We start from the raw sequence: 13,315 nt of genomic DNA on the forward strand, positions 1-13,315 counted from the left end.
TAATGCGTTCCTTTGCTGTGTTTTAGATAAAAAAACTGTATCTTTAAGTAATTACTTATAAAACACTTAACCATACATGAACGCATTGGTTATATCCGGTGGCGGAAGCAAAGGTGCTTTTGCAGGAGGTATCGCAGAGTATCTCTTAAAGATACAACATAGAGAATACCAGTTATTCGTAGGTACTTCAACGGGGAGCCTTCTGGTTCCTTTTTTAGCCCTGGGCGATATAGAGCGCATCAAGAAAATATATACCAACATCAGGCAGGAAGATATATTTACGGTCTGTCCGTTTAAAGTAAAACTTAAAAACGGAGAGGTGGCAACCCGCATTAATCACTTAGGGATTCTTAAACAATTTGTAAAAGGCGAAAAAACATTAGGCGACAGCACTGCACTACGCAAGCTGATTCGTAAAAGCTTTACCAAAAAAGACTTTGAAAAAATCAGGCAATCCGGAAAAGAGGTTGTCGTGACCGTTTCTAATCTTACCACTCAGGCCATAGAATATAAGTCGTCTAATGATTATGAATATAAAGATTTTTGCGACTGGATATGGGCATCTGCCAACATGGTTCCGCTAATGAGCCTGCTGAAAAAAAATGGCTCGGAGTATGCCGATGGCGGTTTTGGTAACCTGATTCCTGTACAGCATGCTATTTTTAAGGGAGCATCATATGTAGATGTTATAGTATTGAGGCTCAAAAATGGCGTGTATAGCAACCCACCCCTTAACAATGCCCTTGATGCCTTTTCGCGTACCTATGATTTTATGCTGAATCAAATAGCTATCGACGATTTGCTTATAGCTAACTTGCAGGCTGCAAGCCAGAATGTTACGTTGGCGTTTTATTTTATTAACAGACTGCTCACTACGCGATCATTTATTTTTAATGCTAAAGAAATGAAAGAATGGTGGCAGGAGGGATATGAATTGTTTACACATACCGAAAGCGAAAAACATACCGTATCGGTTAAATTTGAGGGATAGTGAAAGAATTATCATAACAGTATAAATTAACCAACCATGAAAAAAATTACAACTGTTCTACTTCTTTTATTCTGCCTGTTTAGCGCGCATTCGCAGGAGCAAACCAAAAGTGAAGTGTCTTCGGACACTTTAAAACACAAAAAGTTTGAATTTAATGTTATGCCTTTTATAAGTTATAACCGAAGTTTAAAATTTATGTTTGGTGCTATTCCCATGGTTATGTACAAGCTTGACTCTGAAGATAAAGTTTCGCCGCAATCATTGTCGGGAATTTCAGGGGTATATACTACCAACGGTTCTTATTTCGTATCGGTATTCAATCGTTGGTATTATGATGAAGACCGCTGGAGGGCTAAATTTTTTGCAGTAACGGGCGATTACAACTCCCAGTTTTTTGTGAGCGATGCCGATGAAGCCGCTTTTTATGATTATGGAACAAAGCTGACTATGGCAAGTGTAGGAGTGCAACGCATGATTGTTAAACATTTATATGGCGGCTTAACCTATACCTATGCGCATTATGACACAAAATATGAAGATGAGATACAGCCTGAAAGTATCACCCAGACTAATGGTCTCGAACTAAACGCACTATATGATTCGCGTGATGAGGTGTATTATCCAATGAACGGAACAAAGACTCAGATTCGTTACATTGCCTTTCCTACCTGGTTTGGTAATGATGTTGATGCCAATAAGGTGTTAACGGAATATAACCGGTATTTTAATGTAAGAGGAGGTAAAGATGTTATTGCAGCCCGCTATTTCGGGCAGTTTGGGTTAGGTAATATAGCTTTTCAACAGCAGGTAACCATAAGCGGAAAAGACATCAGGGGATATTCTGAAGGGAAATACCGCGGAGATGGAAAGATTGCGCTTCAGGGTGAATACCGCTATAACTTTGGTAAAAAAAATGGGTGTAGTGGGCTTTGCCGGACTGGCTACCATTTATGGCTCTGATACCGATAGCTTCAATTGGAAAATGTATCCCGGCATAGGAGCAGGTTACCGCTACCGCGTGTTTAAAGGGATGAAATTTAATGTTGGTTTAGACGGTGCTGTGGGTAAAGACGACTGGGGTGTTTATTTCAGGATAGGAGAGGCGTTTTAGAGTATTGTATATACTTCAAAAGTATTCGGCCATCTATAGAATTAAAAGCTTTTAAAAATTACAATGTTATCTCAGTTGAAAGCTATAATAAATACTCTGGCATCCCCTGTGACTAATGTTTATCGGCATATAATTGTTAGGTGCTGATTTAGATGGTTTTGTAATGAACTTAAGTATTTACCAAAACCTGTTCTTGTTTTAAAAGATCTGAAAAATGAAAACTCAGGAGTTGCCGGACCAAAAATACCTTTAAATAAAAACCCTCCCTTATTTTTTGGGAGGGTTTCTGAATGTTTTTAGGCTTCTGTTGGTTTAGAATGTAAACCAATATGTTCCGCTATATACAAGTATAAATCCTTTTGAAGTTGTTCCGGCAAAATCGGAAATAGATGAAGTGCCGTAATTATTGCCTGCATCTCTAAAGAACTTACCATTAGGATTAAGCGAGGCAGCTATATTTTCTGTAGCAATATATAATGTCTGACCTGTTACCGGATTAGCAGGAAGAGTTACCGTATAGTTGCCTGTAAAATACACCATCTGATTTGTGGTGTTTAGCGTTATGCCGTTAGCACTGATTGTTGTCACAGCCATTGGTCCGGATGGAGGTATGCCCCACTGTCCGTCTCCTCTTAAAAAAGTTGTAGAGGAAGCTGTTCCACCTGCATTGATTTTTGCAGGGGTTACGGCTCCATTTGCAATAGTTGTTACACCGGCAGCTGTTATGGTCACATCGCCCGATACTGTTACAGGTGCCTGTGGTGCAAAAGATGCACCCGTAAGATAAATTTGTCCCGCAGCTGTACCATTAGAAAATCCTATACCTGTCGCGCCAGTAGCTCCGGTAGCGCCCTGAGGTCCGGTAGCTCCTGTGGCACCCTGAGGTCCGGTAGCGCCCTGAGGACCAGTAGCTCCGGTAGCACCCTGTATCCCCTGAGTACCCGTTGCACCTTTTGGGCCTGTGGCTCCGGTAGCACCGGTAGCTCCTTTAGGACCGGCAGGTCCGGTAGCCCCTGCAGGTCCTGTAGGCCCTGTTGCTCCTGTAGGTCCCGTCGCTCCTGTAGGCCCTGTAGGTCCCTGAGGTCCTGAAGGTCCTGTAGGTCCCATTGGTCCGGTTGGCCCTTGCGGCCCCTCAGGACCGTTTGCAGCATAAAGAGCATAAGGAACACTCATTAATTCATTAGCACCTGTTATGGTATAATTAGTTCCTCCGGTAGGATCAATCTCGGTTTTTATGAAGTATGGACCGGCAGACCAGTCTATTCCGTCAAATGAACCTGTAACTGCAGTACCATTTCCAACTTCAAGGCTTAGCAGCCCATTGGCATTCGTACTGGTTTCATGTGTTTCCTCAAAAACAGCTGTTCCGGTAGGTGAGCCTTGTAAAATGCTAATTTGAACACCTACGGGAGATGAGGTTAGTATCTCTCCCAGAGAATCACGTACTACCGACTGGTAGCTCATTTTGCCCGGGGCCTGGGCAAAAAGAATAGATGGTATCACTATTAATAATAGCGTAATTATTTTTTTCATATGTCTTTCTTAATGATTTTAAAATTTTTTATCTGATGCATCCCATCGTATATTTTTAATATATACATTCCGGAAGGGTATTTTTCCATTGTTATTATGGTTTCCTTTTCTCTTATCCTGTTGTTAGAGATTATTCTTCCGTTAAGGTCGTAAAGTTCGTATCTGAAATTCGACAGATCCTCATGTTCTATGAAAAGCGATATTGTAGCTACCGTAGGATTAGGAGAAACAATTGCATTGACAGGAACAGTTGTTTTAAGTGAAATAGATTTTTGCTCGTCTTTTCCTATTACTGAAATTTCAAAAGGCTGTTGAACGCCTTGGGTTGCGGTGCCTCCGCTCCCAGAAATTACGGTATAGACTATCTGACCGGTGGATAGGGAAGCGGTTCCGCCACTTCCCGAAATTTCTCCCCCTGATGCAGTTACGGCCTGTTGTGCAGCAAGGTCAGGCACTGTAAAAGCAGTAGTGAGAAAAATTAAAAAAGTAATTTTTTTCATAATGTGTAAGGTAATGTTTATAAAAAGTAAACTTTTTGGCTACCATAGCTAATCTGTGCTATAATATGCGGCAACTAAATAAACTCTATTAATCATTTCTGTAAAGAGTATATTTGCCTGAATTTCATACAGGTATAAGTACCTGAAAATTGTAAATAAATGGTTTTGATATTGTTTTGTGAAGGTTAATCGTTGGGTAGCGATATCATAAAAATAAAAAACGCTTTGAGGAATCCTTAAAGCGTTTTTTATTAGGAAGATTGTAAAGAAGGTTAACATACTTCTTTACAAATAGTTTTATATGGTTTTAATAAGTATCTTTAAAACAGTTGATTACAGTGTTACCTGAGCCGAACGCTGATTACATTGGTTCATGAGTTCAACTTTCCATATATAGTTTGGATAATTTGAGTTAAGCGACTGCATTGCTGATTGACCATCTATACAATTACCGCTACCTGATAAAGTTATTTCTATAACCCCGGAATTAACGTCTCCGGATATAAGCTGTACATCATACCCATTATATGCAATTGAAAACTCGGCAGCACCGGGATTCAAAAAATACAATCTGGTAGGATATTCGGTAGACGAAGGATCGGCAGAACCAAAACCGTCACCTACTAATACGCCTGTTCCATTTGCAGTAAATGAAATCAGTATAGCAATTTTGCTCTCGTTATTACATTCTACAGTTACATTGGTAATCACAGGTGCCGTCATAATACCCTGACTACAAATATCTGTTCCGGTTACTTTAGCATTTACTGTTTTAGTTAAGCTGCCTGTAAATTTAGTGTTGGTATAATTTACAGTATACGTAAAGTTTTGATCGGTTTCGGCATCTGTTGTGGCGCTTATGTTTATCGTTCCGTCTGGCTGGTTAAGTTGCTGAAGGTTTACATTAGGATTATTATTGTTGTTTATGGTAATATAGCTGTTTGAAACCGACCTTGCGATGGTTTTATAAGAGTTTTTAAGCGACTGCATTACATAACTTGGACGAATAAAAGAAGGAAGGTTGCTTATAAAACTATTATAGTTGTCTTTTAAGTTGTTGTATTTGCCGGCAATGGTTGTAATAACAGATCCGTTATCCGGATCATCAGCGTCGTTATTGATTAGAGAGCGATATCTGGCCTTAATATCGGTTATCTTTTCTACTCCTGACTCATATACCACCAGAGATGTTTCGGTAATAAATTCAAAAGGTTTTATTGATTTACTTGTTAATGTTACTGCTGCTGTAACGGTGTCTGCTACATTTATAAGAAAACTTGTGGTCACTACTCCAAGAGCAGCAAGTACCCCGGGGTTAAAGCTTGCGGCAAGGAGTTTTCCACCTGTCAGAATCAATGGAATATGTCCTACGGTATAAGCAACACTAAACACAAATTTACCCATGCTTGCTTCAACATCTGCTTCATAATCCTGAACGCTATTTGGTGTTCTCAGGTTAGTAAAACTAGCTGAAAGATCACTATTAAGGTTATTAAATTCTGTTATCAGGTCTTGGTTAGCAGCAATAACTTTTGCGAATTCCTGTTTATCAGCGTCTGATAAATTGTTATATGCAGTAGTATATTCATTAAGGAGGTTGGTGTATTTTACAACATCATTTTTTAAAGACTGATATTCTGACGGGGTATCTGAATTTTGTTCCAGTATTGTTATCTGGTTGTTTAGGTTCACAATATGCGAATTTATGTCAGTTTGCATCTGTGACATATATTCTTGGGGAGCAGCAATATTTGTAGCAGCAACTACATTTATAGCGACAGTATAGTTTTTATTATCAAGACTAAAGCTTAACTCATAACTTCCGTTGCTAAGATCTGGTAATATAAACGAGGCATTATTTTCCTGGGCGTTTATTTCAACCTGCTGATTGTTGATAGTGGCATTGAAAGAAGAAGAGCTAAATATGTTTTCTGATGCCGTAAGCATTACGATCTCATAAGGAGCATATTTATTCTTTAAAGCAGACAGCTGAGTTGTTTGTTGCTCAGTAGTTTCGTTGTCAGATTTCGAGCAGCTGTTAAAGATTAGGATACCCGATATAAAGAGCATCTGAAAGAGTAGGAGTAGTTTTTTTTTCATAAGTATTAGATTTAATTTTCATCCTAATATCTGGAGGCAATTAGTTGATTATCAAATTTAAGTAAAAACTTTTAAGGCAAATTAGGTTAAAGCCTAGTTTTTAAGGTGATAATCCTCATAATTATTGTTGCAGTGTAGTTTACGATTATTTAACTCAAAAGATTTTAACGTTTATATCATTGCTAAAAACGCATAAGCTCAGATTGTAATTACCTTCAACTTGGTTTAAATTTATGTGGTAGAAAACTTTTAACGAATGCGTTATTTTAAAAACAGGTAAAAGTACTGATGTGTCAGAGTAAGAGAGTGGTTAATTTTAACATTTTAACCAATTAAACCAATTACAATGAAAACAAGATTACTTATTGTTGGTACGCTATTATTTACGGTTCAGTTTTTCGGGCAGGGATTTTCCGGATTTAGAGTTGATAAGGATACTACTGATTTGGCAAAAATCAGTGGAAATGGGCAGTCTCCAAATTTTGTGATTTTTCCCAATGCCAATAATTCCCTGAACCTCTTGAAATTTTTGTATGGAAGTCAGAACAACTTTCTGGGGCAGGCAGGTGTTACGCTAGGGAGCAACAGCGGTGCGGTTTACACCGAATTAGGAGGAGGGAGTTTTCTAAAGTTATTCCGACTCAGCTTAGGGGTGATGGTAAGTAATACTAATGCCGATACTACAGAAGAAGAACAAGTTACCGAAGCATATCAAAAATTAGTGTCTTATGGTGGTAATACCGTACTGAATATAGAATACCCGTGGCTTTTCTATAAAAATGATAATTATAATTTTAACCTGCTGTCGCGATTCTTTTTAAAAGGAACGGCAGATTTACCGGCTATGGGGTCTACCACGGATGATTGGGCAGGCAGTGGTTCTGTAGGAATGAATTTTTATATAGATGCGGAAACGATTCCGTTAAGCAGTGCCGACAAGGATGCGATTAAGATATTTTTTGACAGTAACACAAGTTATATTATTGGAACGGATGTATATCAGAAAAACTTAGGAATTAACGACAGTAAGTTTCTTTTTGGCCAGCTTACAGCCGGACTGGTTTACAAAAGCTTAAAAATATCTTTTGTTTTTGCAACCTTTAGCAGCGAACCATCGCTGAGAAATAATAAAACTGTTGCAGGAATTCAGGGAGTTAGGTAGTGTGGTTTATTGTAATTTTATAAAAGAAAAAACCCTTTTGATTTGATAATCAAAAGGGTTACATTTCGTAGCGAAGACGGGAGTTGAACCCGTGACCTCAGGGTTATGAATCCTGCGCTCTAACCGACTGAGCTACCTCGCCATTTTTGCGGTTATTTACATCCTTGAATGCGGGTGCAAATATAGGACTTTATTTAAATGTTCCAAACAAAAAGTGAAGAAAAAAATTATTTTTCAAAAGGCTTTTTTTAGAATGTTAAAAATTATATATTTCCAAAAATTTTAAAACTATCATTTCCAAAATAGTACGCCATATGGATGAAAAAATTAAATATGAACTGGAGTTTCCAATAACTTCTTCACCTCAGCTTTTATACCAGTACATATCTACGCCTTCAGGGCTTTCTGAGTGGTTTGCTGACAATGTGAATTCCAGGGGGGAGTTCTTTACCTTTATTTGGGATGATACCGAAGAGAAAGCCAGAATGTCTTCTAAAAAGACGGGAGAGAAAGTAAAATTTCGTTGGGTAGATGAAGATAATAAAGATGGTGAATACTATTTTGAGCTTCGTATACTTGTAGATGAGATTACTAAAGATGTTTCGCTGATGGTTGTTGACTTTGCTCAGGAGAACGATATTCCTGAATCGAAGCAACTTTGGGAAAACCAAATATCCGACCTGAAGCATGTTTTAGGCTCTGTTTAGGAAATCTTTTTATTTAAAGCTATATTTGCCCTGAATTTTCAGGGCTTTTTTTATGATCAATTACAATGGCAGCCTGGTTGCCTCTTCTGATATTACACTCCACGAAAACAGGGCTTTTCTATACGGAGATTCCATTTTTGAAACACTTAGGGTACTAGATGGTAAGGTGCTGTTTCTTGAAGACCATTACTTCCGTCTTATGGCTTCTCTACGCATTGTGCGTATGGAAATACCTATGAATTTCACTATGGAATATATGGAAGAGCAGGTGCAGTTGCTTGTAAATAGCCTTCCTGTAGCTCCGGCTTATAGGGTGCGTATGTCGGTTTTTCGTAAGCCGGGAGGTTTCTACCTGCCTACAGACAGGGAAGTGGAATTCATTGTTACTGCTTCGGCGCTCACAGAGCCGCTGTATTCAATTAATGAAGGTGATTATGAGGTAGACCTGTTCAAGGACTTTTATGTCACAAAACAGCTTCTGTCGACACTGAAGAGTACTAACAAAATGGTGCAGATAACAGGAAGCATTTATGCACACGAAAACGGACTGCAAAACTGCCTTTTGGTTAACGATGAGAAGAATGTGGTAGAAGCGCTGCAGGGTAATCTTTTTATGCTGACAGGCAACAAGCTTGTAACACCTCCGGTAGCCGATGGCTGTCTGAATGGGGTAATGCGTAAACAGATTCTTGAGCTGGCTAAAAAAATTGAAGGACTTGAAGTTACTGAAGCTTCTATTTCTCCGTTCGATTTACAAAAAGCCGATGAACTATTTGTTACCAATGTAATTCAGGGTGTACAGCCTATTACCAAATACCGTAAAAAGGAATTTGTAAGTACTACTGCTGCTGAACTTGTAAAAAGACTAAATGCAAAGATCAGGTTTAGTTAATCGGTACAGATTAATTAATTGATGCTCCGTGGCTAAGTCTGTTAATTTAGTGTAGGATTTTCGGGCGCATTAGACCATATAAGGTATTCGCCGCCAAGCTCCATTATCTTTTCTTTCCAGAAAGAAGTGCTGGATTTGCCTATGATTTTGTTTTCATAGCTGTTTTCGGTTACGATCCATGAGTTTTCTTCCAGTTCGTCTTCCAGTTGATGGGCTTCCCATCCTGAATAGCCTAAAAAGAAACGGATGTTATTCTTTTTTATGAGGCCTTTATTGATAAGTTCTTTAGTAGATTCAAAATCACCTCCCCAATAAATACCGTTGGAGATTTCAATGCTTCCGGGAATAAGCTCCGGAACATTGTGAATAAAATAAAGATTGTCTTGTTCTACAGGGCCACCATTGTAAATTTTAAAACTTCCTTTAATTTCAGGGATAAGGTCGTGAATAGTATATCCTAAAGGTTTGTTTAGGATAAAGCCTACCGACCCTTCGTCATTATGATCGGCGAGAAGGATTACCGACCTGTTGAAAGAAAGATCTCCGATTGTGGAAGGTTCTGCAATCAGCAGATGGCCTTTTTTGGGTCTTAGTGAAATCATCTTCTTACAATTTGTAATAAATTTAATGGAAAAAAAGCAGACAGCCAAAAAAATTACATTTTTTTAAGGAAAAAGCCTCTTAAAATTTAACGATTTTCGTATATCTCGCTGATTATTTGTGAGATAAGTTTATTGTCGTAATAAGTTAAAACAAGGTATAAAAAAAGCCTCTCATTGCTGAAAGGCTTCCTTAATATTTTACAGTAATAAAATTACTTGTTTACAGATCCGTCAAGTTCTGCTCCCGGTTTGAATTTCACTACGTTTTTAGCAGCAATTTTGATAGATTTACCAGTTTGAGGGTTTCTTCCTTCTCTTGCAGCTCTGTTTGTAACTGACCAAGATCCGAAACCAACAAGCGATACTCTTCCGCCTTTGTTAAGCGCGCCGCTTACGTTGCTTACAAAAGATTCTAATGCTTTTTTTGCTGCACCTTTAGAGATTCCTGCGTCAGCAGCCATTGCGTCGATTAATTCTGATTTGTTCATAATAATTGTTATTAATTGTTTGGTTAAATAATTGCTTTTACAATTCCTGTCTTACAAATTTAAAAGGAAATACATACTACGCAAGCGTTTTCTCTAAATTTGCAACCAATTGTTGATAACTTTTATGTTAATGTTGACAATGATGCTTGTTTTTCTTAAAATTTTGTGAAAGTCCGATATTCAGGGGGTTACAGCGCCTTTGCTACCTCCGAAAACGTCATTCCGTTCAATAATTCTTTTGCTGTAATACGTTTCTTACCCGGAAGCTGTAGACTCTTTATTTTTATGGTTCCGTCTTTAACTGCTACATTAATTTCTTTTTTATCAGCAGTTATAGTTCCAACTTCGGTTTTATTAGCTCCTTCAATAAACTCAGTTTCGTAAATCTTTACGTTCCATTCCTGGCCATTATCGTTAAAGAAACACCATGCTGCAGGATAGGGGCTAAGCCCGCGAACCAGGTTATGAATTTCGGCACCCGGTTTTGTCCAGTCTATCTTGCAGTTGTCACGGTTTAGTTTATAAGCTGTTTTAATATCAGCATCTTCTACCTGTATGGTAGTCTCTGCATTTCCGTTTTCAATCAGGGTAAGGGTTTTAATTACGGTGTCTTTACCAAGATCCATAAGGCGGTCGTGAAGCTCACCGGCAGTCTCGTTATCGCCAATAGGTGTAGACGCTTTTAATATCATGGCACCGGTATCAATCTTATCATCTATAAAAAATGTAGTAACACCTGTTTCGGCTTCACCATTGATGATAGCCCAGTTGATAGGAGCTGCACCACGATACTGAGGTAACAGAGATGCGTGCAGGTTAAACGTACCAAACTTTGGCATACGCCAAACCGCTTCCGGTAACATCCTGAAGGCTACTACTACATTAAGGTTGGCATTCAGGCTGCGAAGTTCTTCCAAAAAAGTTTCGTCTTTCAGGTTGGTAGGCTGCAGCAAACGTAGTCCTTTTTCAAGGGCATATTCTTTTACTGCAGAATATTTTAGCTGTTGTCCGCGTCCTGCTGGTTTGTCGGCAGCAGTAATAACGCCAACTATATCGTAGTTGTGCTGGTATATAGTATCAAGTATGCCTACGGCAAATTCGGGCGTACCCATAAAAACAATTCTCAGGCGTTCCATTTTATTTCAGTGTGTATTGATTGTTTGTATTCATTGTTATCCTGTCGTTTTCCAGCAGTAGCTGAAGTGCAAAGATAGTCTCTTCGGCGGTGAGGTCAAGTTTACTTTCAAGTTCTTTCGAATTGGAGGAGCCATTTTTCAGTACCTCTAATATGGCATTTGCCGATTCTATAGGGCTTACAGGTTTACGGTTTTTGCTGATACAGTAGGAGCAAATGCCGCAATCAGTTGTAGACTTTTCATCAAAGTATTCGAGTATGAGTCGGCTTTTGCAGGTATCGGTATTGGTTACATAATCAACAACCTTTTCAAATTGATGCACCTTAATATCATTTTGATTCTCAAGGAATTTAGAAACACGGTTTATGGTGTGCTCATCCTCGCGCACTTCGTTAAAAGTAATGCTGCTGTCATTTCCACTGCTTCGCAAGGTTATTATCTCTTTTTGGGCTAGTCGTTCCAAAAGGTTCATTACCTGTTCTTCCGTTGCTTTCGATTTATTGGTGATCAGGCTCATATTCATTGCAGTTTCTATATCGAATATACCTGAATAGTTTCTTAGTATAGCAAGCAACATTTCTTCATCGGCAGGATTAAGGCTGATGTAGCGCATTACCTCCTTACTTGGAATGATGAACTGTATCGTTACCTTTTCGGTAAATTGCTGTGAGAGTGTAAGTATACCCTGCCTGTCCAGAAACTGAAGGGCATTATAGGTTTTAGCTGCCGGTAGCTTATACTGCTGGCAGAAATTATTAAAGTTAAAAGGGTAGGTGGTTCCCATGCCTTCGCCATAGGCAATCTGTAAAAAGCTGTTGAGCCTGCTGTATACTTCTTTCAGGAACTTCTTGTCAGGAAGTACTTCTAAGAATTGTTGCCTTCCTATGGCTATATCCGATTGGTTTACCAGTAGCAACCCAAACGATTTTTGCCCGCTTCTTCCGGCACGTCCTGCTTCCTGATAATAGCTTTCAAGGTTATCGGGTAGCTGTATGTGTACAACCGTTTTTACATTGGCTTTGTCAATACCCATTCCAAAAGCATTGGTGGCTACTATAACCTGTGCTTTTTCGGTAAGCCATAACTGCATGTTGGCTTCTTTCTCTTTTTCCTTTAGCCCTCCGTGGTAAAAGGTCGCTTTAAAACCAAGCGACTGCAACTGCGACGAAACATCGTGACAGGATTTACGGTTACGTACATATATAATAGACGGTTCCGGATTTTTGGTGAGAATCTGCTGGATGCGATGTAGTTTGTCCTCTGTTTCAAATACCATATAGGCAAGGTTCTCTCGGGTAAACGACTTTTTAAAAATAGCAGGATTGTCAAGTCCGAGTTGTGTAATGATATCTTTCTGAACCCTTTCTGTAGCTGATGCCGTAAGTGCCAAAAAAGGAACATGAGGCAAATGCTTTTTTAATGCCGACAACTGAAGATAAGCCGGGCGGAAATCATGTCCCCATTGCGATACACAGTGGGCTTCATCAATGGCAACAAGGTTTATGGGCAGGTCTTTAATACGTTCTATTACCCAGTCGGCCTGAAGTCGCTCCGGTGAAAGGTACAGGAACTTATAATTTCCAAACTTGCAATTGTCTAACAGGTCACTAAGTTCATCGGTACCAATTCCTCCTGTAAGGGCAATGGCTTTTATGTTCCGCTTTTCCAGATTGTCCACCTGATCTTTCATCAGGGCGATAAGCGGAGAGATAACAAGGCACAGGCCTTCTTTCATCATTGCCGGTATCTGGAAGCAAACCGACTTACCTCCCCCTGTAGGCATAAGTGCAAAAGTGTCTTTTCCTTCGAGCACCGATTGGATGATTTTATCCTGCGGTTCTCTAAAAGTATCATGATTCCAGTATTGTTTTAGGATATCGAGCGCCTGCTGCATAGTAGTTTTAAAAGTTATACGAAGTTACTAAACATTTGGCACTTTTTTTGATTTAAAACTTATAGTATACAAGAGCTTTATAAGTAAGTTCTCAGTTGTTTACTGCTAGTTTAACTATGGTATAATTAATACTGTGTTAAACACTTTTTTTATCAGAAATTCGTTAATTATATTTACGTAGAGTTATTAATCAAAAAAA

General features: G+C 38.9%; 13 protein-coding genes and 1 tRNA gene. 6 read left to right on the forward strand and 8 right to left on the reverse strand.

Annotated features, from left to right (window positions below; translation table 11 throughout):
* Positions 1 to 76: 76 nt before the first annotated feature.
* From DEU42_RS13330 to DEU42_RS17655, 3 genes are read left to right on the forward strand one after another with little or no spacing between them, the layout of a single operon-like run.
* Positions 77 to 991 carry a patatin-like phospholipase family protein gene (locus tag DEU42_RS13330; protein ID WP_114758806.1) on the forward strand — a complete coding sequence of 305 codons (915 nt, stop codon included), beginning with the start codon at positions 77 to 79 and terminating at the stop codon, positions 989 to 991.
* Between the two features lie 36 nt (positions 992 to 1,027).
* On the forward strand, positions 1,028 to 1,951 hold the full coding sequence (locus DEU42_RS13335) for a BamA/TamA family outer membrane protein (RefSeq protein ID WP_233506686.1): 924 nt from the start codon (positions 1,028 to 1,030) through the stop codon (positions 1,949 to 1,951).
* A complete protein-coding gene (locus tag DEU42_RS17655) occupies positions 1,905 to 2,102 on the forward strand; it encodes a hypothetical protein (RefSeq protein ID WP_233506688.1) in 198 nt (65 codons plus the stop codon). The genes DEU42_RS13335 and DEU42_RS17655 overlap by 47 nt, the downstream gene beginning before the upstream one ends.
* A gap of 312 nt (positions 2,103 to 2,414) precedes the next feature.
* Here the strand turns inward: DEU42_RS17655 and DEU42_RS17370 are convergent, their stop codons facing one another.
* From DEU42_RS17370 to DEU42_RS13350, 3 genes are all read right to left on the reverse strand, one after another.
* Positions 2,415 to 3,635, reverse strand: coding sequence for a hypothetical protein (locus DEU42_RS17370; protein ID WP_147278124.1), 1,221 nt, complete (start codon positions 3,633 to 3,635; stop codon positions 2,415 to 2,417).
* Positions 3,632 to 4,135: a T9SS type A sorting domain-containing protein gene (locus tag DEU42_RS13345; RefSeq protein WP_114758807.1), complete on the reverse strand. Its 504-nt coding sequence runs from the start codon at positions 4,133 to 4,135 to the stop codon at positions 3,632 to 3,634. Before DEU42_RS13345 ends, DEU42_RS17370 begins: the two co-directional genes overlap by 4 nt.
* Before the next feature lie 333 nt (positions 4,136 to 4,468).
* Positions 4,469 to 6,235, reverse strand: a complete 1,767-nt coding sequence (locus tag DEU42_RS13350) for a hypothetical protein (RefSeq protein ID WP_114758808.1) — start codon at positions 6,233 to 6,235, stop codon at positions 4,469 to 4,471.
* Between the two features lie 346 nt (positions 6,236 to 6,581).
* Between DEU42_RS13350 and DEU42_RS13355 the strand changes: the two genes are divergently transcribed.
* On the forward strand, positions 6,582 to 7,397 hold the full coding sequence (locus DEU42_RS13355) for a hypothetical protein (RefSeq protein WP_114758809.1): 816 nt from the start codon (positions 6,582 to 6,584) through the stop codon (positions 7,395 to 7,397).
* 68 nt (positions 7,398 to 7,465) lie between these two features.
* Here the strand turns inward: DEU42_RS13355 and DEU42_RS13360 are convergent.
* A tRNA-Met gene (locus DEU42_RS13360) sits at positions 7,466 to 7,539 on the reverse strand.
* Positions 7,540 to 7,711: 172 nt separating this feature from the next.
* Here DEU42_RS13360 and DEU42_RS13365 point away from each other — a divergent pair.
* Entirely contained in the window at positions 7,712 to 8,104 is a 393-nt protein-coding gene (locus DEU42_RS13365) for an START-like domain-containing protein (protein WP_114758810.1), read from the forward strand.
* Positions 8,105 to 8,156: 52 nt separating this feature from the next.
* Positions 8,157 to 8,996, forward strand: a complete 840-nt coding sequence (locus DEU42_RS13370; RefSeq protein WP_114758811.1) for an aminotransferase class IV — start codon at positions 8,157 to 8,159, stop codon at positions 8,994 to 8,996.
* 41 nt (positions 8,997 to 9,037) lie between these two features.
* On the opposite strand, the gene DEU42_RS13375 is transcribed toward DEU42_RS13370, so the two are convergent.
* The 4 genes from DEU42_RS13375 to DEU42_RS13390 form a co-directional block, all read right to left on the reverse strand.
* A complete protein-coding gene (locus DEU42_RS13375) occupies positions 9,038 to 9,598 on the reverse strand; it encodes a YqgE/AlgH family protein (RefSeq protein ID WP_114758812.1) in 561 nt (186 codons plus the stop codon).
* A 212-nt stretch (positions 9,599 to 9,810) separates the two neighbouring features.
* Positions 9,811 to 10,086: an HU family DNA-binding protein gene (locus DEU42_RS13380; RefSeq protein WP_114758813.1), complete on the reverse strand. Its 276-nt coding sequence runs from the start codon at positions 10,084 to 10,086 to the stop codon at positions 9,811 to 9,813.
* Positions 10,087 to 10,274: 188 nt separating this feature from the next.
* The gene (fmt, locus tag DEU42_RS13385; RefSeq protein WP_114758814.1) at positions 10,275 to 11,222 is read right to left on the reverse strand and encodes a methionyl-tRNA formyltransferase; all 948 of its coding nucleotides are present in this window, start codon (positions 11,220 to 11,222) and stop codon (positions 10,275 to 10,277) included.
* A gap of 1 nt (position 11,223) precedes the next feature.
* Positions 11,224 to 13,116 carry an ATP-dependent DNA helicase RecQ gene (locus DEU42_RS13390; protein ID WP_114758815.1) on the reverse strand — a complete coding sequence of 631 codons (1,893 nt, stop codon included), beginning with the start codon at positions 13,114 to 13,116 and terminating at the stop codon, positions 11,224 to 11,226.
* Between the last annotated feature and the right edge of the window lie 199 nt (positions 13,117 to 13,315).

It is taken from the genome of Flavobacterium sp. AG291, from assembly GCF_003350375.1.
Classification (GTDB): domain Bacteria; phylum Bacteroidota; class Bacteroidia; order Flavobacteriales; family Flavobacteriaceae; genus Flavobacterium; species Flavobacterium suzhouense.